This window comes from Myxococcales bacterium, assembly GCA_016703425.1.
GTDB lineage: Bacteria > Myxococcota_A > Polyangia > Polyangiales > Polyangiaceae > JADJCA01.
On the sequence record JADJCA010000008.1, the window covers coordinates 222,597 to 245,498 of the forward strand.

Consider the following 22,902-nt stretch of genomic DNA (forward strand, 5'->3'; position numbering starts at 1 on the left):
GGAGAAACTTTGGCCGGATTCGTCCCGACGCGGCCCGCGTCCGTCAGTCGCGTACGTCTTTCGGTTGCGGCCACGCGGTCAGCGGCACCGCCGCTTCGAAATGACCGCTGATCATGTCGAGCGCCGGGTCCTGGGCCGCGCGGCGCACCTCGTCCTCGGTCATGACGCGAAGTTGTGCGCGCCCCGCATGCAGGAAGATCTCGTAGCCGACCCACACGCCCTCGCCGAGGAACGTCACGGTCCCCTCGGCGCCAAAGCGCGCCGCGGCGATGAAGAGCGCCGCCAACGCGCGGGCGCGTTTTCGAAAGGCGAGCCCATGGAATTGCCCGCGCACACGGACGAGGCCGTCGCTCTCTTCGAGGCGAAAGAAGCCAGCCTTGGCGAGCTCCGCGACGAGCGCCACCTGCTTCTGCGGCGCGTCGTTCTTCGAGCCGGGGAAGGCCTTGGCGATGGCGCGGTTGCCGCGCGAACCGATCTCAGCCCGCTTCCACCGGCGAAGCTCCGCCTCGGCGATGAGAAGGTCTCCGAAGATCGCGACGTCGTAGGTCATCAGGCGGATCGCCGATGTTACCCAATTCGGAAGCTGTCCGGCAGACGGCGAGCCGCGCGGCCCCTCGCGGAGGCCGAGCGCCCACGGACTAGGCGGGCGACCGACCGCTAGACCGGCCTACTCGGAGCTCGCGGTCCTACTCGCAGGCGCAAACGGACGCGCTGTCGTTCCACGACGTGCCGAGCGAGCAAATGCCGAAGACGTTGCACTCGCAGCGACCGGCAGCGTTGCGATGGCCGGCGCCGGGGCAGGGATCGAGCACGCACTTGGGTCCCGTCGAGGCCTCAACGCAGTGGCTCCCGGCGTTGCAGGAGATGTCCGCGCACGTCTCCGGCTCCGGCGCAGCGCAGTAAATGTCGGCGTCGCGGCGCGTGTACCTGGCGGACGTGGGGCGCGGGTACGGCTTCTCGAACTTGACGAGCGCGTAGGGCTTCGTCGAGGCCTGCGACACCTGGCAGTTCGCGCCCGGCGACTCGAGGCGCGTCTTCACGTACAGCGTGGCGCCGGAGGCTGAGGTCTCGATCTTCTCGACGGTCGCGTCGAAGCCGCCGGTGCTCTTGGTGCCCGCGCTGTAGAAGACGACCCAGTGGGTGTAGAAGTCGACGTCCCACGGCGCATCGTGGCCGAAGTAGCTCCGGTAGCCCGCTTCGGAAGTGATGACCTTGCGGGTCTCGGACTGCCCTTTGGTGCCGACGTTGTCGTAGAACACCTCGAAATCGAGGTTGGTCCTGAGCCCGCTCTCCTCGAGGCCGGTCTCGCCGATCTCGAGGGCCCCTTCAGGGCCCCCTGGCTCGCCCGGCTGGCCCGAGCAGGCCGCGGTTGCGAGCGCGAGCAAAGCGAGGAAAGGGAACGCGGAGTGGAGGGAAACCGGAAATTTCCGGGGAGCGGGCATGGCGGCCTATGTAGCACGACCTCCGACTGCGTCCAGGGAGAGCGTCACCTGGATTTTTGATCACCGACTGAAAACGCCATTTTCCGTTTTTTACCGGACGACTGCTGCCATGAGTCAGCAGCTGATGTCCGGTGTCTTCTGTTGATTGCCATGATTTTATTCAACTTTGTCATGGCACCCATCTTGGATAACCGGCGGCGATGCCCCGTCACTCTCTCCTACCCGGCCCTACACCTAAGGCGTCCCGTTTCGGGCACATCGTCGCCGTCGTGGGGGCAGCGGTGTTCGTAACCGGCGTCTTGGCGGCGTCGCCCGCGCGGCCGCTCGTGCCCCCGCAGGGCGTCGCGCACATGGTTCGGTCGACCGCTGAACTGGCTCCCGTCGACGTGGCCTCGACCTGCTCCGCGGAGATGGTCCTCGTGGGCAGCGTTTGCGTTGACCGATGGGAAGCGACGCTCGTGAGCATCGACGACGATGGCCGCGAGGAAGCTCACAGTCCCTACGAAGCGCCCAACGGAAAGCGCGTGAAGGCCATCTCGCGCGCCGGCGTCACGCCGCAAGCGCACATCTCGAAGGACGAAGCGAAGCGCGCGTGCCGCGCGGCCGGCAAGCGCTTGTGTCGAGGCGCCGAGTGGCGCAAGGCGTGTCAGGGCCCGCAAGGCACCCGCTATCCGTACGGCGGCGCGCGCAAGCCCGGCGCGTGCGTTGACAGTGGGCGCACCTCGCCGGTCCACAAGCTCCACGGCGGCGATCACTCGGTCGCCACGATGAACGATCCTCGCCTCAACCAGGTCCCCGGCACCGTCGCGAAGACGGGCGCCGCCGCCGAGTGCGTGAACGACTACGGCGTCCACGACATGGTCGGCAACCTGCACGAGTGGACCGACGACGGAGCCTTCCGCGGCGGCTACTACCTCGATACGACACAAAATGGCGAGGGCTGCGACTACAAGACCACGGCTCACGCGACCTCGTATTACGACTACTCCACGGGCTTTCGCTGCTGCGCCGACCCCTGAGCGCGGTCGCGGCGCGCGTGGCGAATCGAAGGTTCGCCATCACGTCGAGACGGACCGTCTCGGCACTACTCGCGAAGGCGATGCTTCTGCACGAGCCGGTGTAGATACATGCGGTCGATGCCCGCCACGCGGGCCGCCTTGCTCATGTTGCCGCCGGACTGCTCGAGCAGCTCTTTGAGGTAGGCGCGTTCGAAGCCATCGACGAGCGACTCCTTCGCGGTCTTGAAGGGGATGGAGACGTCGATCTTCGGGGGCGCGCCCGGGTCGAAGGGCGTCTCAGGTTGCGCCTCGGGGCCGCTGTCGAGCCCGTGGAGCGCCGTCTCGAGGACCAAGCTTCGCTCGACGTAGTTCCTGAGCTCGCGCACGTTACCGGGCCAATCGTGGCGCGCCATCTCCGCGAGCACCTCGGCAGGAAAGAGCTGGTGCTGCCGCGCCTCGGCGCCGAGCTGCGCGAGAAACGACTGCACGAGCAAGGGCAAGTCTTCCTTGCGCTCGCGGAGCGGCGGCACCCGAACCGTGACCACGGCGAGGCGGAAGTAGAGGTCCTCGCGAAAGCGACCTCGGTTCACCTCGCGCTCGAGATCGCGATTCGTCGCGCAGATGACGCGCACGTTCACCTTGCGCGCGCGCGACTCGCCAACGCGCCGCACTTCGCGTTGCTCGAGGGCCCGGAGGAGCTTCGGTTGAAGCTCCAGCGGCAGCTCGCCGATCTCGTCCAGGAAGACGGTGCCGCCCTCGGCCGACTCAAAGGCGCCGACGCGATCGCGATCGGCGCCGGTGAACGATCCCCGGACGTGGCCAAAGAGTTCGCTCTCGACGAGGTTCGGCGAGATGGCGCCGCAATCGACGACGACGAAGGGCTTTTCGGCGCGGGTGCCGTGCTGAACCAGCTCCGTCGCCACGAGCTCCTTGCCCGTGCCGCTCTCGCCTTCGATGTAGACGTTGATGTCGCTCGAGGCGACCTTGTCGAGGAGCAAGAAGAGCCGTTGCATCGCCGAGCTCGCGCCTACGATGGCCCCAAAGGCGGGCACCATCGGCACGAGCGTCGTCGCGTCTTCTTCGCCGGTCCGAACGCGCACGAGCGAGCTGCCGAGCTCGAGCACGACCTCGCGGGAGAGGTCCGCGTCGCGGATGCGAACCCCCGATAGGAACGTGCCGTTGAGTGAGCCGCCGTCGCGAATGCGGAAGGCCCCCTCCTCACGCGCGATGCGACAATGAAACCTCGAAACGGCCGGATCCTCGAGCACCACCTCGTTCGACGAGTGCGTGCCGATGCGGCAAAGCTCTCCCTCATGGATGACGCTGCGGGCCACCGCCCCGCCGTTCTCGCGTTCAACGGTGATGACAAGCCGCGGAACCGAGACGCGCGTGATGGGCCGCAACGGCGCCGTCGCCAGCTCTCCTTGCCGGCCCGGCGAAGGCGGCTTGAAGGGTTGCCCTGGCGTCGGCGCCTTCGGCTGGATGATGGGCCCGGGCCCATCCGATCGAAGCCGAGGTTCGGGCCTCGGAACCGATGGCCGGGGTGGCCGCGAGGAGTCACTCATGCGGGCTATGAAGCGTACCCAAAAGCCGGGCGCACGTCTCACCCGACGCGGAGCGTTGGCGCGTCTTCCCTACACAGACGCCGATTAACGATTTCATCGGCGCCGTCGCGATTGCAGTTCTGCAAAGCGCCGTCGTCGCAAGCCCCGTGTTTCCATGGAACGATTCAACGGTCCCCATCTTGCACCGATGACGGTATTCTCGAGCCCCTGAGACGAAGGTCCGGGGCAAGAAATTCCGGGGGCGCCGTCGGCGCATCGGCAAACCGCAAGCGACGAGGGAGAACACATGGAGACGATTCTCATTGTGGACGACGTGCAGACGAACCGAGAGCTCATCGGCAAGATCGTGTCGGCCTCGGGTCACCGACCCGAATACGCGTCCGACGGCGACGAAGCGCTGATTCGCGCCAAGGAGCTGAAGCCTGCACTGATCTTCATGGACGTCGTGATGCCGTCGATGAACGGCTTCCAGGCGTGCCGCAAGCTGAAGCAGGACGAAGTGACCTCGAAGATCCCCGTCGTCCTCGTCACGTCGAAGTCCGGCGACAGCGACAAGTTCTGGGGCCAGAAGCAAGGCGCCGACATGCACATCGGCAAGCCCTTCGGCGACGGCGAGATTCAAGAAGCCATCAAGCGCTACGTCCGGTGAACGGACGCCCCCAAACGGGGGGAGGCGTTGGCTTCGGCGGTCCGCCGTCGGCCTTGCCTTCATAGGCTGCGGGCGTCACCCACGCGGGTCGCGCCCGCATTTTTTTTGTAGCAAAATCAATAAATTAGCCAAACCCCTCTCGCCGCCCCGCCGGGCCGGCTACGCTACCGGGTCGAGGTTCTGGCGGATGGCGACGGCGCTCGACAGCCCCCTTTTGGAGGTCCCTGAGCAGAAGCGGAAGATTCCCATCCGCGATCTGGGGCTCACCATTGCCGGGACGAACCTCGAGCCGATCCTCACGGAGTTCGAGCGTGAGCTCGTTCAGGTCGGCATCCAGAAGATCAAGCCGCGCTTCTACCTCTCGACTGAATGGGGGGTCCCATACGACACGCTCGCCATCGCGATCCCCTTCTACCTCGCTCGCCCCGACCTCACGCAGCTGCAGGCCGAGCAAGCCTGCCACGTGGAAGGCGGCAACGGCGCGAAGGACATCTTGCGCTACCTGCGGCACGAGATGGGGCACGTGATCAACTACGCGCACCGGCTCCACGAGACGAAGGAGTGGGTCGAGCGGTTCGGCTCAATGGACCGCCCCTATCTGGAGGAGTACCACCCGAGGCCCTTCAGCCGTGAGTACGTCCACCACCTGCCCGGCTGGTACGCGCAGAAGCACCCCGACGAGGATTGGGCGGAGACGTTCGCCGTCTGGATGACGCCCGGCAAAGACTACCGAACCGAATACGCGAAGTGGCCCGGCGCCCTTCGCAAGCTCGAGTATTGCGAGCGCGTGATGAAGGAGCTCCTCGAGCGGGAGCCCGTCACGACGTCGACGGAGCTCGACGACGACGTCGCGAGCCTCACCATGTCGCTGGAGCAGTTCTACGGAGCGACGCCGCCGCGGGATGGCGCCAGCCACGACGGCGCGAAGGTCGTCGAGCTCGACGCCATGCTCCGCACCGTCTTCGCCGACGCGGGCCCCGGCAACGTGAGGCTCGCTGCGTCGGATCTGATCCGCAAGGCAGAGCGCGACTTGCCGGGAAGCGTCTTCCAGTGGACCGGGCACTTGCCGGAGCGCACCAAGAATCTCATGGACGATCTGGCCAGCCGCGCCGACACGCTCGAGCTGACGTACGACATCGAGGAAGAAATTCGTCTGGCCATCGCCCTCACGAGCTTGGTGACGACGCTCGCGATGAACTGGGTGCAGAGCGGAAGATACGTTCTGTGATGCGGGGAGTTGCACTCCCCCTCAGCCGCGCTTCGCGACGGCTGAGCCTCCCCCTGCCGCACCGCGCCTCCGGCGGGTGCTCCGCGGCGGTGGGCTAGCCACCGCGCGGATTTCGACTGACGCGTTTGAGCGAGCCTGGCTGCGACGGGTCACGTGCGTTCGAAGTCACCACCGCTCCCCCACTAAAACGGTCGTCTTGAGCGGGCCATGGCGAGGCGGGCGATGACGTTCACCAGATCGGTGTAGCCGATGCCCGCGGCGCGTGCGGCGACGGAGAACTCGCTGGCCTTCTCGAGGTAGCAGCTCGCGTTGACCTCGATGACGTACACCTCGCCGGTCTCGTCGAGGCGGAGGTCAATGCGACCGTAGTCGCGAACGCGCAGTGCGCGGTAGGCCGCCAGCGACACGTCTTCGAGGCGGCGGCGAAGCTCGAGAGGAATCTCCGCGAGCTTGGAGCGCGTGCCCTTGTACTCCTTGCTCGTCTTGACCCACTTCGCGCGGCGGCCAAGGATCGCGGGCATTCCCTCCGGCAGCCCCGAGAAGTCGACCTCGATGGGCGGAAACGCGAGCGGCTTCCGGTTACCGATGACCCCCACGTGAAACTCGCGCCCCTCGACGTACTCTTCGACGAGCGCCGCGTCTTTCACCTTCTCGTGAATCGCCACGACGCGCTTCATGAGCTGCGTGGTGCTTCGCACCAGCGACGACGAGTCGATGCCGATGGAGGCATCCATCCTGAGGGGCTTGACGATGAGCGGCATCTGGAGCCGGCCCGCATCAGGGTACGCATCGCGACGGAAGACCGCGTAGTTGGGGAACGGCACGCCGTGATACGCGAGCAGCTCTTTCGTGAGGGCCTTGTCTTGCCGAAGGAACAGCTCGCCGGGGCCGCCGCCGGTATGGCGAAGGCCGAGGAGCTGGAGCGTGCCGGCCACGGAGACGTCACCCAGGACGTTGCGGCCGAACATCTCTACGAGATTGAAGACAAGCTGCGGCTTCTGCGCTCTTAGCTCGTCAATGAAGCGGTCGACGTCGCCGTGAACGCCGAGAATGGCCACGCGGTGTCCGCGCTCGCGCAAGGCGGCGGCGACTTGGTCGACGACGTCGTCGTATTGAAGGCTCCCCTCCTTGTCGACGTACGTGAGAACCGAGATGCGAAGACGCGTGGGGAGCTTGGCGCGGCGTGCGCTCATGCGGGCCGTTCACCTATAGCGCGCTTCGCGTGACGGCTGCGCGAACTTTCCCATCGACGCGCCTCCCATGACGCGTGGGTGCGTTCGCCGTCCGCCGCTGAAGGCGATGGCGCCCTACTCGTGCACGATGACGCGCGTACCCGGGTTGGCTTGGGTCCCGCGCACGCCATGCCACCCTTCCGGCAGCCGCGGGCCGACCCAAGCGAAGAGGTTCTTTGCGTCGAAGGGCGTCAGGTTTACGCAACCGTGGCTCCGCTCCTTGCCGAACGACGAGTGCCAAAAGGCACCGTGCAACGCCAGCGAACCTTCGAAGTACATGACCCAGGGAACGTCTTCGATGCGGTACGTGCCATCGCTCGCGCCGTCGTCGTCCATGGTCGTCGAGATGTGCTTCTCGCGAATGCGGAAGTTGCCCGTCTTGGTCTTGTAGTTCTTAGCCGGGTCGTCCTTGTTGCTTCGGCCGCTCGAGATCAAGGTCGCGTAGGTGGGCTTGTCGCCTTCGAAGGCGACGAGCGTCTCAGACGTGATGTTCACGTCGATCCACTTTTCGCCGGGGCCGAGGTCCTTCGGTGCGGGCCCAGGGTTCGTACGCGTCCCGTCGACGGCGCGCATGTACCAGCCCTCCGTCGTCTCCCAATACGCTTCGTCGTCGACGACCTTCTTCTGCCCCGTCAGGCCCACGATGGTGAAGCGCTCGATTTTATCGCCGCGGCGCGCCCGCTTGTCGTCGGTGAACGTGAACTTCTTCGCGTGCAGCCCGAGCACGAAGCCGATGGGCAGCTTGCGCGACTCGCCGGGCGCGCCGATGCGGACGCCCTCGAACTCGGTCACCGACTTGTGCACGAGGATGTGATCGGCCGGCGCGAAGCTGCCGCGCGTCGTGCGCCAGAACTTCCCGGCATAAGCCGACGTCTTGGTGTCGAGCGCGAGGTAGAAGCCGCGGACCATGCGCTGCTCGATGAGGCCAACCTCACCCTTCAGCTCGTCGAACGACACGGTGGGCTTCTGGCCGCCGTGCGTCTTCAGGTACCACGGTGTTTCGCCGTCGCCGCCGAGCTCGGCGCGCGCCTCGGCTTTGATGTCGTCGGCGCTCTTGGCCTTTCCGACGGCGAGCCCCTTCTCGAACTGGTTGCGCTCCTTGCGGTAGGGCGTTCGCCGGTAGAGCGGCGTGCCGTTCGTGAGGTTCATGCCGTATTCGTACGGCAGCGGCCGGTCCATGTAGGGAGCGTGCGGCGCCTTCGCGAGCTCTTTGTGCGAGAGGTCGGCGGTCGCGTATTTGCCGCAGACGAAGCCCCCCTCAACGAGCTCCCACCAGCCCTCGGGGCAGTTGGCCTTCTTGGTCGGCTCCGCGCTCTTGACGGCGACGAGCTGACCTCTTCGCAGGTACCCGAGGCGAATCACACCGAGGCGCTCGTCGCTGGCCTTCGACGGATCTTTCGCCGGCCACTCGGGAGCGCTGAGGATAGGCGTGGGGACCGACAGGGCCGCCACTTTGGGAGCGTTGGGCGGCGGCGGCGGCGAAACCGTGGCGCCAGGGCCCGCGACCACGGCGACGGGCGCCGAGGTGACGCTCGCGTCGGCGGCCGAGGTGCCGGCGCCGGCGCCGGACCCCGGCTTCTTGCACGCGGCGATCGCCGACGCACCCACGACGAGCGCGAGACCAAGCGTGGCGCGGTGCAAGAGCATCGTCCTTCGCGGCTACGACAGGATCGGCGCGAGCGCAAGTTTCGAGGGCTTTTCCGCCTCAGAGGGGGGCCGGGCGGGGTACCGGGTCGCCGATGTAGCTGCCCCCAAGAAGGTCGCCGCCGCAGGCGACGACGGTGTCGAAAATTGCCTTCGAATCCACCCCATCGCAGACGACCTGCACCGAGAGGTCGCGACGGCACATCTCCAAGAGCGCCCGGAGGACCTTGCGGCGCCGCTCCGACTCCGTGGCCCCGCGAACGAGCGCCGCCTCGACCCGAACGAAGCTCGGCGAGAGGCCGTCGTAGGACGGGTCGTTGACGTGGGTCAGGTCTTCGAGCGCCAAGCGGTAACCCTGCGCGCGAAGGGCGGCGACGCGAGACACCAAGTCGCGGTCGCGGAGGGCCTCCGGGTCCTTGAGCTCGAGGACGATCCGTGGCGCGAGCGGCGCGAGCGGTCCAAGGGGATCGGTGAGGACGGGATCGAAGAGCGCGGCCGATGGCAGCGGGATGAGCACACTGGTGCTGGCATCGAGGGTACGTACGCGCGCCGCGACGACATCGATGATGAGGCGCGTGATCGCGCTCGTCTCGCCGAGCTGCGTGGCGAGGTCGATGACCGCTTTGGTGGTGGAGAAGCCGGGTCGAGCGAGGGTGAGATTCGCCGATTCGAAGCGAACCCGGGCTCGATCGCTCGCACATGCGATGGGCGCAAAGGAGACGCGCAGGGAGCGTCTCAGCTCCGCGCCGTCAACCACGGCGCGCATGGCCCTCGACCCCGTGCCGCGCGCACCAACCGCGCGGAGCACCGTTCGGACGAGGGTCTCGGCGCTGACGGGCTTGCCCAAGTACCCGTAAGCTCCGCGCTCGCGCGCGAGGGCGGCGCCCTCGAGCTGCGGATTTCCCGTGATGAGTACGACCGGCACGACCGGATCATGGGCCCGCAGGGCGCTGATGAACTCGAGGCCTGAAAGGCCCGGCAGGTTGACATCGGAGAGGATGGCATCGAAGACGTGACCGTCGGCGAGCAGCTTGAGCGCACCGTTGGCGCTCGTGGCGCACTCGACCCGCAGCCCCGAGGAGACAAGCAGCCGTTGGTATCCCCGAAGAACGGCAGGCTCGTCGTCCACGAGCAGCACGTTGGCCACCGCATCCATGTCGATAAGAACGACGGTCGCCCTAGGCTCCTAAGGGACCACAGCCGCATCCCGTCGATTTGGAGGCACCGCCCCCACAGGTCGGGCAACGTAACGCGCAGCCGTGCGGGGGGTGCGCCGGTTCTACGCCGTCGGTTGCGCGAGACGCGACGACTTCTCGAAGCCCGACTCGAGGTCCACGATGGTCACCCGGACGACGCCGTTTTCGTCGACCGAGTAGCGCTCCTCGACGAGCGGTCCTTCGCCCCCGAGCCGTGAGACCGAGTGACTCACGAGGTCGACCTCGGCTCCGCGAAGCTTTGCCGCGAAGGGGAAGTAGAGCTCCGTGACCGGTGCCATGTCACCGCGCGGAACGCCATGGTCATCGAAGGTGGCGCACTCAAAGAAGCGATAGTGCCCGACGTCGTGCGCGGCTCGGTAGCGGCGACGAACGACGACCGGCGAATGGCCCGGCGCCGGCAGCGGCACGTCGTGCGTCACGATGGGATCGTAGGTGGGTCGGCGGCCGTCCTCTTCTTCGCGAAAGACGCCGAAGTTGCGGGAGAACCGATCGACGAGCTCAAAGCCTGCCGTGTCGTCGCCAAAAATGGCGAGGCCGATGGCGACGGCCGCGTGCGGATACGGCGAGCGGTGAACGCGGCGACCGAAACGCGCCTTCAGGACGCGCCCGACGAGGGGGAGCGAGCTCGCGCCCCCCACGACATAGAGCCCAGCCACGTCGAAGGGCAGCGCGCCGTCCTCGAAGAGCGGAGCCATGGCTTCGATGGTGCGTTCGACGAGCGGCGTGCACGCATCGTAGTAGTCCGCGGTCGCCACCGAGATAGCTCGCGACGGGAGGCCGAGCGCGGCGTCGACGTCGACGGAGACCTTGCGAGCGCTCGGCGTGAGCGCCTCTTTGGCCGCGCGGCAGTCGTCGAGGAGCTTTTGTGCAGCGCTCGCCTCGAGGGACGCGAGGCCGCCCTCGCGACCGGCCTCCGCAAGCGCGAGCTCGGCGAGGGCCGCATCGAAGTCGTCGCCGCCGAGCCGCGAGATGCCAGCGGCGCGCACGACGTCGTGGCGCGCGCCGCTCATGCGCACCAGGGACGCGTCGAAGGTGCCGCCACCGAGGTCGTAGACGATGACCCCTTCGCGAGACGAGCTCATGGTGCGCGCGTAACGGTGCGCGTATTCGAAGCCGGCGGCCGACGGTTCGTTGAGCAATGCACGGACTTTGAAGCCGGCGTGCCTAAAGGCTTCGAGCGTGTAGAAGCGCTGCGCGCAGAAGGCGTTGGCGGGCGCGGCGATGACCACCTCGAGGGCTCCGTCGCGGAGCGCGTCGGCGACGTTCGACCGCTCGCGCAGCGCCGTGGAGAGGGCCTCGAGAAAACGCGGAAGCACCTCCGCCGCCCCACGGCCGACGCCGAAGGCGGGCTCGGTGCCGACGTCCGGCGTCGCCAGGAGCCGCTTCATGGAGCGAACGATCTTCCAGTCGGGCTCGCGTGCGACGTCGAGCGCGTCGAACCCGAAGCGGAAGTCGTCACCGCGCACAGCGACGATGGAGGGGAACCACTCGACGGAGTCGCCGTCGTTCGTTTCGAAGCTGACGACGGGGTAGTTGCCCCGGTCGGCCACGGCGACGACGGTTCGCGTCGTACCGAAGTCGATGCCGAGCACAGCCTTGCTAGCGGGCGCGGGTCCGCGGCGCGTTTTCGAAGATCGGCTCATGGGAAGGGGCGCACTATAGCCGCGTTCCCGGGCGAGAAAGGCGGCGAGCGCGACTTTCTCGCAGCGCTTATCGAAGCGACGTTCGTAGCCGCTCGCGCACGAGCGCGTCGACGGCGGCGGGGCTCATCGATGCGGCCGGTGATGGCAGCGATTCTGGAGATTTATCCGCGCGCGCGCGGGGGGCCTCAGCGCCCTTCGGGCTCGCCGGGGGCACGGGCGGGGCGACCTCGCGCGTGACGGCGCGCGCCGCGGGAGCGGCGGACGCCGGGGGGCGCGGAGACACGGGCGCGACCGGTGCGACCGCGACGGCCGCGCTCGGAGAAACCGGCGGCGGCACGACGATGTCGAGCGGCGTGTCGAAGCGAAGCTCGGCGGCGGGCACGGCCGGCGGCGGCGTGTCGCTGCGCGCCGGCTCCGCGCTGTGCGCGGGCACCTCCAGCGACGTCACCACGACGGGGCCTTCGGAGGGCGCGGAGCGGCGCAGCGCTGAAAAATGGCTGATGGCCGACGACGCGCTGATGCCAGCGACGACGCCCATCGCAAGGAGCGCGAGCGAGTAACCCCAGCCCGGACGAGCGCGCCCGGCGCCGGGCTCAGCGGGGCTATCGGTGCGGTCGTCGGCGCGGCGGTCGGTGGGCGGAGCGGGGCGAGGCGCGGGGGCCGACACCTTGGGCAACGCGACGGTCGACGCTCGCGAGGGGAGCGGCGGTGGTGGCAGCGAGGGCGCCGGGACGGCCGGCAACGAGGTGCGACCGCTTGCAGCGCGAGGCAGCGGCGGCGGGTTCGCCTTGCGGGCCGGGACGGCCGGGAGTCGCAGACTCGCGGGCACGCCGGTCGGCGGCGGCATCGGCGTGGCCGGCGCTCTTGTGCCCCAAAGCGATGAATTGGCGCCTTGGGTGCCTGTCGGGCTCGACGCCTTGTGTGAGTTGGAGTCGCGGGGACGCGTGCCCGAGCCTTCCTCCGACCGCGCATCGTCGGGGATGGAGGAAAACGTCAGCCGGGAGCGCTTGGAGAAGCGGAGCACGTGGAACCTCTGGTGAAAGCCGCGACAGCCTTAGCTCGAGCTGCGCGGCAGCCGAGTCAGTCCGTATCACCCTTCGTACCAGTGCGTTCTAGCCGCTCGAGGGCGGGTGTCGAGCGGTCAAATGCCTATGATTCCGCCACTTATGCGACTGTTCCGTGGTGAACGGAAGGCGCGTGCCGATTCCGAGCCGGATCCGTGGTCCCAGCGCGAACGTTGGAGCAGCAACGATTTTCACCGCGCTTGCGGGGCGTGGCACCGCTCCCTGCGACACGAGCAGCCGCCCTGGGCAGCGAAGGGGCCGACGCTTTGCGCGTCCGTATCGACTACGCGAGTTCGGGCTGACCGAAGCCGCCGCCGCGCGGACCGAAAAACGGCAACCAACCGACGGGAGCCGAAGCCGACGGGCCCGGGGTGTCGTCGTCATCGTCGTCGTCATCTGGGCGCGCCGACGTTCCCAGACTCTTCGCGCGGAACCGCTCCGCAGCCTTGCGCCAATCGAACTTCGGCATGGGCGGAGCCTTAGCACACCCCTCGGGCGCGCAACACGTTTCTGAGCCGGTGTGCCGTGTGCGAGAACGCGGAGTCGCACCGGCCCGTGTTACCTCGAGGAGCCACGTGCCCGCGACCGTTCCACGGCGCTGCTCCCCGAGGGCCAGGCTCGCGGCGTTTCGGGGCGCGAGAACCTAGGGCTCCCTTCGGGGACGGGTTCCGTCGCGCGAGGGCATGCTGCTACGCTTTCGCCTCGGATGGTCCGACGCTGTTCGGTGCTGCTTCTCGGCGTCACGTTGCCGACGGCCTGCCAGGCGGTGCTCGAATTCCACGAGACCGCCTCCGTGGTCACCGCTCAGGCCATCGACGACGCCGGCGCCGACGCGGCGGGAGCGGCCGACGTCGTTGACGGAGGGGCTCGCAACGGTCTCCTCCCGAACGGCGGCTTCGAGAAGGGCGCGACGCTCTGCGGCGATTCTTGGGAGGGCTTCCTGGCGACGCGCAGCTTGTCGAGTGAGGGCCGCTCGGGTGCGCGCGCCTGCAAGGTCTGCTTCGACGGGGGCGAAGCACGCGGCGACGTTTTCGCCTCGTTCGCCGTGCCTGCGCTCTTCAGCCGGTTTTCGGCGCGCGTTTGGGTGAAGTCCGACGAGGCGCTGAGCAACGGCAACGGCCGGCTCGCCGCGGCCGTGGTGATTTCCGCCTCGACGGCCACTGCCCGCAGCCCCGAGCACAAGTCGCCCGTCGTTCTCCTCAGTGCGGGCGCATGGACCGAGCTGGCGCTCGTCGACCACGAAAGGTGGGCAGGCGACATGACCACCGCGGAATTTCTCATCCTGCTTTCAAACGACAGCCATCAGAAGGGCTGCGTGCTGATCGACGACGCCGAGTTCGTCATCGAATAGGCGCTTCACGATGCGCGTTCCGCGGCTACGGCCCCCATCGATAGGGCTTCGGTCGACAGAAACGGCGACGCGCGATGACGTAGTAGTGGTGCAGAAGAGGCCGTGCCGACTCACCTTTCGAGTCGCACATGAGGCTGCCCAGATCGCACGAGAGCCACGCGAGCCGCACCGCCGCGTCGGCACGCCACGCGGCCTCTTGTCCGACGGCGTGACCCCAGGTCTTCGCGAGCTGCCCGTATTCGTCGTCGAGACCCATCATGTGGCCCACCTCGTGCGCGATGAGGTGCGCCGACCAGTCGGCACCCCAGGTGAGGTCGAACGGCGTCCTCGGCGACCCCTCGGCGAGGTCGATGACGTAGTGGGGGTTGTCCTCGCGCGCGACCGCGAAAAACCGAAAGCGCATCCGGCCGCCAGGACTCCCGCGCGTCCAAAGGTTCGCGGCGTCGGCGAGCTTCTGTTGCATGACCGCGACTCGTTCGGGCCGCGCGCCGAGGTCACCTTTGAAGTGGATGCGGACCTCGACACCGAGCGCTCCGTCGACCTCTGGCACGAGATCGTAGCTGTATTCGCGCGGGTCGAGGCCCACGTAGGCGAGATCGGCGGCGACGCGGCGACGCGCCGGGATGGGCGTGGCGAAGACAAACTCCGCCGGCGGCGTGCACTCGCCCATCTCGTCGCGAACCACGTTGTCGCGCACCGAGAGGCAGGCGAAGTCTCGGCGAAGGTCCGGGGCGAGCGTCGCCTCGGCGGCGCCGCTTTGGAGAGCCGCAGCGCGAACAAGCTCACCCCGCGAGCGTGGACAATCGCCGCGCACGACCGAAAACCCAAGGTCGCGTGGCAGCTCGCCGAAGGTCGGTCGTGGCGCAAAGGCGGCGCAGCCGGAAGCGGCGAGCAGCCAGGCGCCCCGAATCCACAAGGACCTCACCCACGCAGCATCGCCGAAGTGACCGAACAGTGAGCGTCAATCTGTCAACGCACCGTCCGCGACGGGTCGTCAGGGAGCGATGGCTTGGCACGTCGGGAAGAACGACTTCGCCGCCGAGTTCTGGTTGATCGTCTGGCAGAGGCCCACGCAGAACTTCGACCCGGTCTTGCCGGCGCAGCAGTCGTTGATGGCGTCGATGAGCGGCTGAGCGCCGTCGATGCCCGGACCGCAGCTCGCGCTCGCTTGACGCGTCTGGAAGCACGAGAGCGCCTGCGCATCGGTGGCCGTCGTTGCCTTCGCCTCGCACTTGTCGACGCAGCCCGTGCAGCTCGTACCGGAGAACCCCAGCGACGCCAGTTGGGCGCCGAGAGCGGTCCCGACGGTCCGATTCTCCGCGGCGCAATCGGCCATGAGCTGGCAGGCCTGCTGGCAGCCGGCGCGCGTGCTCGAACCGCACGTCACGTCGGGCAGCGGCGGGAGCGGGTACGCGCCGGTCTTGCAGACCGCCGGCGAGCCACCCGGCAAGGGCGGGAGCACGACGGCACCGGGTGTCGCGCTGCCCTTGGGATGCGCGAGCAGCTGCTCGATGAACCACGTGTTGAGCGGCAGCCACGCGTGGCCGATGTCGTTGCCGCGACAATACGCCTGGCCGACGTTCTTCTCGGCTTCGTAGAACGTCGACGCGAGCGACGCTTGCTCGACGAAGCTGAACGACGGCACGTTGACGCCGCTGGGCGTCGTGCCCTTGTAGGTGTCGTTGTCGCCGCCCCACGTGACCAGCACGAACATGCCGTCGAGGTTGGCGCTCGAATCCGTCTTGGTGAGCGAGAACACGCCGGAGCCGACGATGCCGCCGGCGAAGTCCTTCGAGCGGCTACGCAGGAGGCGGTTCATGAAGATCCCGCCGGCCGAGTGGCCCACGCCGTAGACGCGGTTCTTGTCGACCTCGTAGTGAGCCGCCGAGCACTTGAGGAGACTGTCGACGAGCTCGAGATCTTTGTTCGGATCGGCCTCGTGCCCCACGCCGCGCATGCCGTCCCAGACGGGCCAATACGTGCCGTTGCCCGCGGCGTTCGGCGCAACGACGATGAAACCCTTGTTCACGAAGTCCTGGAGCTTCGCGCGGGTGATGAACTTGTCGGCGTTCTCGGTGGTGCCGTGGAACGAGAAGAGCAGCGGCCTTGGTCCGGTGAACGTGGCCGGCGGCAAGAGCAGCGTGAAGCTGCGTGACTGACCGGCGATCGAATACTGCGCGTTCGCGCCAGCCTTGGGCCCAGCGCCCTTTGCGTTGTAGGGCGCGGGGCAATCGGTGGCGGGATCGGCGGGGAGCACCACCGGCGGCGTCGCTGCGCCTTGGCCTGTGGGCCCGCCGGGGCCTTGGGCACCGCCGTCGACATCGGCCGCAGCCTCACCGCCGCCGGGGCCACCGGCCGCTGCCGCATCGGCGGGGCTCTCGGCGCTGCATGCACCGCACGCGAGGAGAGCAAGGGCCGTTAGGGCGAAGAGCGCGGAGGAGGTTTTCGGCATGGGCTCGGTTCGGTTAGCACGCGGGAAAGAAGAAGGCGCCGGTGGAGAGGAGAAAGCCCCTCTCGCCCGGCGCCATTTTGTGATGCCAATTTTGTGGTGGCAGCGCTAGCGACGAATCAGGGCGCTTCGGTGCGCGGGATCGGGTTCGACTTGAGCGCCTGCACCGCGGCCGCTTGCGCGCCATCGACGAAGACCACCGTGGCGACGTAATCGAAGCCGCGGACGCGCTCGTCCTTGATGGTGTCGATGAGGAACGCCGTGGGCGAGTAGTTCGCGGGGATTTCCTTGCGGAGTCCCTCGAGCTGGGCCGGGAGCACCGCGTTCGCGTTCTGCCCGCGCAGTTGGTAGACCATCTGGAGGCCCTGCACGATGCCCTTCTCGATGAGCATCTTGTTCGCGCCGCGGTGACCCGACGAGAGCTCCGTCGAGTTGGTGTTGCCTTCCTTGAAGACGGAGCCCAGGAGCGCCGCCGGGTCGCCAGCGCCCTTCGCCGCGATGGCGTTGAGCAGCGGGCCTTCGCCGAGTCCCTCGGCGGCGTTCTGGCCGGCGAAGGACATCATCGGGAACGGCGACTTCGACGCGCACTCGGGCGCGCTCGTGGCGTTGCGAACCTCGTCGACGGTGCAGTTGGCGAGCGAGAGGAGGTGGTAGGCCAGCTCGCTGCAGAAGATCTGCTGCTCGCCGTCCTTCTCGGGGTTCATGTCGACGCCGAGGGCCTGGCGGATGTTCCCAGCGATGAGGCCCTTGCCGATCGTGAAGGCGACGTTGGCCGGGTTCCCACCGAACTTGGGGTGCACCGTGGCGGGCGCCAGGTAGTTGTCGTTGAAGCCCGGACGGCCCGGCGAGCCGATCATGTCCTCGGCGAGGTCGAGCCACGCGTCTAGGTTGGCACGAAGCTCGGTGTTCATCGAACGGGGCCGCACGATGTGGAGCGCGGGGACCTTCGAGTAGTGGCTGCTGACGAGGCGGCCCTTCGCGTTGGAGGGGTCGTTGTGCTCCAGGTCGAGCGGTTGGTCAACGGTGTGACCCTGCGTGCCCTGGACGCGAACGATGCCCGCGTGCGTCGTGCCCATCTGGAGGTGAGCGTACGGGATCGTCTCGCCGAGGCCGGGGCGGAAGCTGAGCATCACGTCGCCGGTCTGGATGACCTTGGATTCCGCGAGCTCCTTCATGACGCTCGAGCGAGCGGCGCCGGGGACCGCGATGATGCGGAGCCCGATCTCGTTGTGGGCGCCCTTCGCGCCTTGCCAGATGGTGCTGTAGGGGTGTCCGCGCTCCGCCGCCCTCATCTGGGTAAGCGAGGCTTGCGGCACGCCGAAGTAGAACGGGAGATTGACGACCTGCGGGCCGGTCTCTTCCAGGGCGCCCTGGTCGACCTCTTCTTCACCCCCCTGCGCGCCGGATGAACATCCAGCGAGGGCGGGAGCAACCGCACCGAGGGCCAACGCAAAAACGCTCGTAAGAACAAGGCTTTTCATGATCGTCTCTCCTACGATACGTATGTGAGCACGTGTCGTACCATGGGGCCTTTGTCGTAAAACGTAATGATTTCGCGTCACCGTTTGGCGACGTCATGGAAGCGCGCCGATCCAGTTGCGTTAGGAATTGCCACCCTGGGCGGTACTGAGGGGGATTTTCCGGCGGGCCGCGAGGCCTGACGTCGCCTTCCGCGGTCGATTGCAGTCCTGGGAGATCGTTTGCGGAGCGAACGCTTGCGCCGACCTCCGGACGTGACAGGACGACGCCGCTGCGGCGCGCGCGCACCGGGGAGATCCGCCGTCGCTGCGCCGTAGACCCGAAGGCCCATGACCACGCGCTCCCCCCTCCCTCCGCCGCCAAACTCTGGGATGACCGCTCTGCCGGCGCCGCCGCAACGGGGGTCCACGCAGCCAGCAACCCAAGCGAGCTACGGTCCTCCGGCTCAAGCGAGCTACGGCCCGCCAACAACGGGGTACGGTCCGCCGCCCACGCAAGCCGCCTACGGACCGTCGTCGGGCTACGGCGCTCCTCCAAGCGCGTACGGGCAGCCCGCCGGCTACGGACCGCCGGCCGCCCCCGCGCAAACGCCGACCGCCTACGCGGTGCCGGTCACGGGCTACGGTCCCCCACCAGTGGCGAGCGGATATGGCGCTCCTCCCGCGCCCATGCCGGCCAACGCCTACGGCGCGCCGCCGCAAGCGAGCTACGGCAGCTTGCCGCCGCTCGGCTGGCAAGCGACCCCGAACGGCTACGGCTCGGTCCCGCCGCAGCACCACGCGCCCGCGAAGACGGGACCCTCAACGCAGACCATCGCCATGATCGCCGGCGGTGCCTTCGGCGGGCTCCTGCTCCTGACGGGTCTCGGCGTAGGCGCGTACGCGCTCTTCCACACGACGCACAAGCCGCTGCCCGTCGAGGCCGCCCAGCTCCCGACCGACACGGACTTCGTTCAAGAGGACCGTTTCCCCGGCGCCGACGGCGCGCCCGCGCTGCGTGACGCGTTCCTCGCGTCGGACCTCGCGCGCCACGTTTGCGGCGCCGGCAGCGATTTCACCGAGCGCCTCGCGCGACTTCGAGCGTCGCCGGCCGACGCCGTCTCGCTCTTCGATCCGAAGACCCTCGAAGCGCGGCGGGCCACGCTCGAGTGCGGCCAGAGCCTCGTCGCGGCGCTCGAGTCGCCGTCGTACACCGAGCTCGTGTTCCACGACGGAGACGACAAGAAGTTCTTGGGCGTTCAAATGCTCCACCTGAAGCTGACCGAGCTGCCGACGAAATACGGCTTCGCGCGCCAGACCTTCGCGGGCATGTCCGGCTATTGCCTCGTGTCGCCCAAGAAGACCGAACCGGACTTCAAGTGGAGCGGCAGCGCCGGCCTCGGCAACAGCACCAAGGCCGACGACAAGGACGGCGAGTGCACGGAGCAGTCGCTCGCGGCCTTCAACGACAAGACCAACTGGTTATTTGGCCGACGGAGCGCCGTCGAGGCCTTCGCGCGCTCGTACTCAAGCCGCGCAAAGAGATCTCCACGACCGTCGAGAACCTGCAGCTCGCCTTCGACTCTGGTGAAGGTCTCGCGGTGCGGCGCGCCGATGCGCGCCAGAAGGCCGCGTCGTCGCTCTTGAAGCTCCCCTGCAGCCACGCCGGCTTCGACAGCGGCGCCGGCTCGAAGTTCGTCGAGGAGTGCCTGCCCAAGTCGGTTGAGAAGAACGCGTCGGCCATCGACTCCAAGGTCCGCGCCGTGACCTACGAGCTCGCCGCGCCGATTCAGGACTCCGACGGCGTGCGCTTCAACCTCATCTTCGTGGCGCGCGACGGCGACGCCGCGAAAGATGTGGAAGCCGAGCTCAAGGACGCGACACGCGACTGGAAGTCGGCCATCGAAAACAACGAGAGCAAGCTCACCAAGCTGGTTCGCGAGGCGCCCTCCCAACTCGGTCACAAGAAGTGGGGCGTGGCCATCGACCCCTTCATGCGTGCCATCAAGAGCGGTACCGTGAAGCGCGACGGACGCGTTGTCAGTTTTCGTCTCGCCGAGAAGTTCAGCGACTCCGAGAAGAAGGAGATGCGCGAAGTCATGACGAAGTCGACGGAGGACCAGGAGGCCGCCGCGACGATCACCCAAGCGCTCATCAAGAAGCAGCCGATTCCCGAAGCGAGCCTCGCGCAAATCGTCGGCGGCGAGTGGGCCAGCCACGTGCTCGCCCCGCGCGCCACCGACAAGGACTGCGCGGCGCTCAAGGACAAGCTCGCCCGCTTCGACATGGCGAAGCCCCAGGCGATTCCATCCCACACGCGCTTCGCGCTCCGCTTCAAGTGCGAGGGGCAACCGCTTCCGCAAGCCACGCAGTCGTGTCTGCTCGACGCGAAAGACGCCGACACCTTCGGCCGCTGCGCGATGCCTCAGAACCCGCTCGACAAGTCGGCGACCCTCGGCTCGGGCCTGACGCTTCCGCCGTCGGCGAAGACGATCCTTCAGTAACGAGAGGGGCGCTCTTGAGCGGCTCTAGAGCTCCGGTGCGAGGCGCCGGAGCTTGCCGCGGAGGTGGCCGACCTTCGCGCCCACGACGGCGTCGGCGTCGGCCCGCTCCCTGACGAGCTCGGGCTTCGTCATGAGCAGCGAGAAAACCTCGGCCTTGTCTTCCTCGACGGCGCTCATCGCGTAGCGCGTGAGGAAGCCCGGGTGCTCGCGGGTCACGTCGCCGGCGCTGGCGGCGCGCACCGAGCGACCGCCCTCGCCGTACGCGAAGAGATGATGCTCCCCGTGCCATCGCTCATTCTCTGCGCGCCGTTCCGGATCGGCGAAGTCGAAGAAATGGAAGACCTCGTGGTGCACGAGGCGCACGAGAAAGGCTTCCGGCACGGCGCCGTCGAGGATGAGCGCGCCGGCTACGTTGGGGAGCGACGAGACGAGCTTGCCGTTCTCCCGCAGGTCGGCGGCCAGGACGACGCGCCGGAGCCCTACCGCGACGAGGCGCTCGGGCCGGTAGCGGCGGAGCTCGCGGCGAACCACGGCCAGGGCGCGACGCGCCACGGGCTCAGGCAGGCGTTCCCCCTCGAGAGGCCCGTTGACCAGCGGCATTCGGAAGTTGCCCCCCGCGAAGAGCGGCACCACCCGCGTCTCGTCCTCGAAGGCCCGAGCCTCCGCCGAGAGCTCCGGCGGTGGCGCTCCGAGACCGTGCGACGCGAAGGGCGCGACTTCGCGTGAGGCCCCGTCATGAGCCTTCGAGGTCGAGCCCGTCACGAGCGCGAGGACCAGAGTGGCGGCGCCAGCCAGGAGGACGAACGTCGAGGGGCCAAGGAACCGCCGCACGGTGCTGAGAACGCTACCACGAGGAAAAGTTCCCGCCCTCAGCGGCGCTTCACTACGGCGCTTAGCGCTCGATGCCGACAAAGCGCGTTCGGCCGTTGCGCTGCACCTTGAGCAAGAGCGCTCCCGAATTCGGTGCAGCTTGCACCTTCTTGGAGAGATCCGCGGCGCTTTCGACGCGGGCGCGGTTGACCTCAAGGATGACGTCGCCGGCGATGAGCTCACCGTCGGCGCGGCTGCCCGGGGTCACGCCCCGAACCAAGGCCCCGCCGTTCGGCGCGTCGTCGACGCTCACGCCGAGCGCGGAGGACGATGCGGCAGCAGGACCGCCCTGCACGACGGGGGCGCGGGCCGCGCGCTCCTCCTTCAGCTCCTCGAGGGTGATGGGGATCGAGAGGGCCTGCCGGTCGCGCTGGATTTTGAGTTCCACCTTGGAGCCGGGCGCATGTTTAGCCACGAGTCGCGGGAGGTCTTGCGCGGCGTTCACCGCGTCGGCGCCGACCGAGAGGATAATGTCGCCGGAGCGAACGCCGGCGCGGTCGGCGGGGCCGCCGGGCTCGACGTCTGAAGCGATGGCGCCCTTCGGCTTGTCGAGACCGAGCGCCTTGGCGAGCGACGCGTCGACCGGCTGAAAGCCGACGCCGATGCGTCCGCGAGACACAGTGCCCTTGGCGATGAGCTGCGGGAGCACGTCCTTCAGGGCGTCGACGGGGATGGCGAAGCCGATGTTCTGCGCGCGCTGCGGGTTGATGATCGCCGTGTTGATGGCGATGACCTCGCCTTTCAGGTTGAAGAGCGGTCCGCCGCTGTTGCCTGGGTTGATCGACGCATCGGTCTGGATGAAGTCGTCGTAGGGCCCGGCGCCGATGGTGCGGCTCTTGGCGCTGACGATGCCCATCGTGACCGTGTGACCAAGTCCCATCGGATTGCCCATGGCCACCACGTATTCACCGACGCGCACAGCCTCCGAGACGCCGAGGGCGGCGGCAGGAAAATCGGCCTTTTCACCCTGAATTTTTAGGACCGCAAGGTCAAGCCGCGGGTCGCGCCCCTTGACCGACGCCTTGAGCTCGCGACCGTCGGCGAGCTTCACGCGAACGTCGGTCACGCCGTCGACGACGTGCGCATTGGTCACCACGTGACCCTCCTTGTCGATGATGAAGCCCGAGCCCTGCGACCGGGAGCGAAACGACTCGTCGCCGCCGCGCGGTCCGCGGCCGCCAAAAAACTCGAACATGTCGAGGCCACCGGCCGCGGCGGGTCTCACGGAATCCACGACAACGCTCACGACGCCCGGTTGCACCTTCGCGACCAGCGTCGCGATGTCGGGCGCCCCGGCAAGCACCGGCGGTGTGGCGAAGGGTGCGCGGGTCGTCTCGGCCTGTCCCGCGGGTTTGGGTGGCTCGGCGGTGGCGTTGGTGCTCTTGCAGCCGAGGGCGAAGACCAGCGGGACGGAAAAGAGGAGCGGCAGGGCGGATCGGGCCATCACAAGAGTTCTCCTTGATTCGTCGGTGCGCCCACGGAGTCGCGTGAGGCCGAGGGAGCGTAAGCGCAGTCTCTCAGGGAGGACCAACCGGCGACGAGTCAGGGGCATTCCCACGCTTACGCGGCAACCAGCAAAACGGTCTGAC

At 67.9% G+C, this 22,902-nt stretch carries 20 protein-coding genes; 6 read left to right on the forward strand and 14 right to left on the reverse strand.

The genetic code is table 11. The features are described from left to right. Positions 1-43: 43 nt before the first annotated feature. Complete coding sequence (locus tag IPG50_15975) at positions 44-550, reverse strand: hypothetical protein (protein MBK6693685.1); 507 nt, start codon at positions 548-550, stop codon at positions 44-46. A gap of 136 nt (positions 551-686) precedes the next feature. Further along, positions 687-1,442 carry a protease complex subunit PrcB family protein gene (locus tag IPG50_15980; protein MBK6693686.1) on the reverse strand — a complete coding sequence of 252 codons (756 nt, stop codon included), beginning with the start codon at positions 1,440-1,442 and terminating at the stop codon, positions 687-689. A gap of 200 nt (positions 1,443-1,642) precedes the next feature. On the opposite strand from IPG50_15980, the gene IPG50_15985 reads away from it, so the two are divergent. Then, positions 1,643-2,461 (forward strand): SUMF1/EgtB/PvdO family nonheme iron enzyme, encoded by an 819-nt coding sequence (locus IPG50_15985; protein ID MBK6693687.1) that lies wholly within the window; start codon positions 1,643-1,645, stop codon positions 2,459-2,461. 65 nt (positions 2,462-2,526) lie between these two features. On the opposite strand, the gene IPG50_15990 is transcribed toward IPG50_15985, so the two are convergent. Continuing rightward, positions 2,527-4,005: a sigma 54-interacting transcriptional regulator gene (locus IPG50_15990; protein MBK6693688.1), complete on the reverse strand. Its 1,479-nt coding sequence runs from the start codon at positions 4,003-4,005 to the stop codon at positions 2,527-2,529. A gap of 286 nt (positions 4,006-4,291) precedes the next feature. Here IPG50_15990 and IPG50_15995 point away from each other — a divergent pair, with 286 nt between their 5' ends. Continuing rightward, a complete protein-coding gene (locus tag IPG50_15995) occupies positions 4,292-4,654 on the forward strand; it encodes a response regulator (protein MBK6693689.1) in 363 nt (120 codons plus the stop codon). A gap of 187 nt (positions 4,655-4,841) precedes the next feature. Then, complete coding sequence (locus IPG50_16000) at positions 4,842-5,882, forward strand: putative zinc-binding metallopeptidase (protein ID MBK6693690.1); 1,041 nt, start codon at positions 4,842-4,844, stop codon at positions 5,880-5,882. A gap of 182 nt (positions 5,883-6,064) precedes the next feature. Here the strand turns inward: IPG50_16000 and IPG50_16005 are convergent, their stop codons facing one another. From IPG50_16005 to IPG50_16030, 6 genes are all read right to left on the reverse strand, one after another. Further along, positions 6,065-7,075, reverse strand: coding sequence for an ATP-grasp domain-containing protein (locus IPG50_16005; GenBank protein ID MBK6693691.1), 1,011 nt, complete (start codon positions 7,073-7,075; stop codon positions 6,065-6,067). A 114-nt stretch (positions 7,076-7,189) separates the two neighbouring features. Further along, complete coding sequence (locus IPG50_16010; protein MBK6693692.1) at positions 7,190-8,761, reverse strand: L,D-transpeptidase; 1,572 nt, start codon at positions 8,759-8,761, stop codon at positions 7,190-7,192. A gap of 58 nt (positions 8,762-8,819) precedes the next feature. Beyond that, positions 8,820-9,914, reverse strand: a complete 1,095-nt coding sequence (locus IPG50_16015; GenBank protein MBK6693693.1) for a response regulator — start codon at positions 9,912-9,914, stop codon at positions 8,820-8,822. A 123-nt stretch (positions 9,915-10,037) separates the two neighbouring features. After that, entirely contained in the window at positions 10,038-11,618 is a 1,581-nt protein-coding gene (locus IPG50_16020) for an Hsp70 family protein (protein ID MBK6693694.1), read from the reverse strand. A gap of 67 nt (positions 11,619-11,685) precedes the next feature. Then, positions 11,686-12,642, reverse strand: a complete 957-nt coding sequence (locus tag IPG50_16025) for a hypothetical protein (protein MBK6693695.1) — start codon at positions 12,640-12,642, stop codon at positions 11,686-11,688. Between the two features lie 323 nt (positions 12,643-12,965). Then, positions 12,966-13,151 (reverse strand): hypothetical protein, encoded by a 186-nt coding sequence (locus IPG50_16030; protein ID MBK6693696.1) that lies wholly within the window; start codon positions 13,149-13,151, stop codon positions 12,966-12,968. A 237-nt stretch (positions 13,152-13,388) separates the two neighbouring features. On the opposite strand from IPG50_16030, the gene IPG50_16035 reads away from it, so the two are divergent. Further along, entirely contained in the window at positions 13,389-14,033 is a 645-nt protein-coding gene (locus IPG50_16035) for a hypothetical protein (protein MBK6693697.1), read from the forward strand. A 25-nt stretch (positions 14,034-14,058) separates the two neighbouring features. Here IPG50_16035 and IPG50_16040 read toward each other — a convergent pair whose 3' ends face one another. From IPG50_16040 to IPG50_16050, 3 genes are all read right to left on the reverse strand, one after another. Continuing rightward, positions 14,059-14,958, reverse strand: coding sequence for a hypothetical protein (locus tag IPG50_16040; GenBank protein MBK6693698.1), 900 nt, complete (start codon positions 14,956-14,958; stop codon positions 14,059-14,061). Positions 14,959-15,027: 69 nt separating this feature from the next. After that, entirely contained in the window at positions 15,028-16,485 is a 1,458-nt protein-coding gene (locus tag IPG50_16045; GenBank protein ID MBK6693699.1) for a prolyl oligopeptidase family serine peptidase, read from the reverse strand. Between the two features lie 116 nt (positions 16,486-16,601). Continuing rightward, complete coding sequence (locus IPG50_16050) at positions 16,602-17,963, reverse strand: hypothetical protein (protein ID MBK6693700.1); 1,362 nt, start codon at positions 17,961-17,963, stop codon at positions 16,602-16,604. Between the two features lie 369 nt (positions 17,964-18,332). On the opposite strand from IPG50_16050, the gene IPG50_16055 reads away from it, so the two are divergent. Continuing rightward, positions 18,333-19,586, forward strand: coding sequence for a hypothetical protein (locus IPG50_16055; GenBank protein MBK6693701.1), 1,254 nt, complete (start codon positions 18,333-18,335; stop codon positions 19,584-19,586). Further along, a complete protein-coding gene (locus IPG50_16060; protein MBK6693702.1) occupies positions 19,541-20,443 on the forward strand; it encodes a hypothetical protein in 903 nt (300 codons plus the stop codon). Before IPG50_16055 ends, IPG50_16060 begins: the two co-directional genes overlap by 46 nt. Before the next feature lie 24 nt (positions 20,444-20,467). On the opposite strand, the gene IPG50_16065 is transcribed toward IPG50_16060, so the two are convergent. Together IPG50_16065 and IPG50_16070 are read right to left on the reverse strand one after the other, a co-directional pair. Beyond that, a complete protein-coding gene (locus IPG50_16065; protein MBK6693703.1) occupies positions 20,468-21,274 on the reverse strand; it encodes a hypothetical protein in 807 nt (268 codons plus the stop codon). Between the two features lie 61 nt (positions 21,275-21,335). Next, positions 21,336-22,757 (reverse strand): trypsin-like peptidase domain-containing protein, encoded by a 1,422-nt coding sequence (locus IPG50_16070; GenBank protein MBK6693704.1) that lies wholly within the window; start codon positions 22,755-22,757, stop codon positions 21,336-21,338. Positions 22,758-22,902 lie beyond the last annotated feature (145 nt).

Coding starts and splice junctions, on each gene's coding strand:
- IPG50_15975 (MBK6693685.1), bottom strand. CDS start 550: ATGACCTACGACGTCGCGATCTTCGGAGACCTTCTCATCGCCGAGGCG.
- IPG50_15980 (MBK6693686.1), bottom strand. CDS start 1,442: ATGCCCGCTCCCCGGAAATTTCCGGTTTCCCTCCACTCCGCGTTCCCT.
- IPG50_15985 (MBK6693687.1), top strand. CDS start 1,643: ATGCCCCGTCACTCTCTCCTACCCGGCCCTACACCTAAGGCGTCCCGT.
- IPG50_15990 (MBK6693688.1), bottom strand. CDS start 4,005: ATGAGTGACTCCTCGCGGCCACCCCGGCCATCGGTTCCGAGGCCCGAA.
- IPG50_15995 (MBK6693689.1), top strand. CDS start 4,292: ATGGAGACGATTCTCATTGTGGACGACGTGCAGACGAACCGAGAGCTC.
- IPG50_16000 (MBK6693690.1), top strand. CDS start 4,842: ATGGCGACGGCGCTCGACAGCCCCCTTTTGGAGGTCCCTGAGCAGAAG.
- IPG50_16005 (MBK6693691.1), bottom strand. CDS start 7,075: ATGAGCGCACGCCGCGCCAAGCTCCCCACGCGTCTTCGCATCTCGGTT.
- IPG50_16010 (MBK6693692.1), bottom strand. CDS start 8,761: ATGCTCTTGCACCGCGCCACGCTTGGTCTCGCGCTCGTCGTGGGTGCG.
- IPG50_16015 (MBK6693693.1), bottom strand. CDS start 9,914: ATGGATGCGGTGGCCAACGTGCTGCTCGTGGACGACGAGCCTGCCGTT.
- IPG50_16020 (MBK6693694.1), bottom strand. CDS start 11,618: ATGAGCCGATCTTCGAAAACGCGCCGCGGACCCGCGCCCGCTAGCAAG.
- IPG50_16030 (MBK6693696.1), bottom strand. CDS start 13,151: ATGCCGAAGTTCGATTGGCGCAAGGCTGCGGAGCGGTTCCGCGCGAAG.
- IPG50_16035 (MBK6693697.1), top strand. CDS start 13,389: ATGGTCCGACGCTGTTCGGTGCTGCTTCTCGGCGTCACGTTGCCGACG.
- IPG50_16045 (MBK6693699.1), bottom strand. CDS start 16,485: ATGCCGAAAACCTCCTCCGCGCTCTTCGCCCTAACGGCCCTTGCTCTC.
- IPG50_16050 (MBK6693700.1), bottom strand. CDS start 17,963: ATGAAAAGCCTTGTTCTTACGAGCGTTTTTGCGTTGGCCCTCGGTGCG.
- IPG50_16055 (MBK6693701.1), top strand. CDS start 18,333: ATGACCGCTCTGCCGGCGCCGCCGCAACGGGGGTCCACGCAGCCAGCA.
- IPG50_16070 (MBK6693704.1), bottom strand. CDS start 22,757: ATGGCCCGATCCGCCCTGCCGCTCCTCTTTTCCGTCCCGCTGGTCTTC.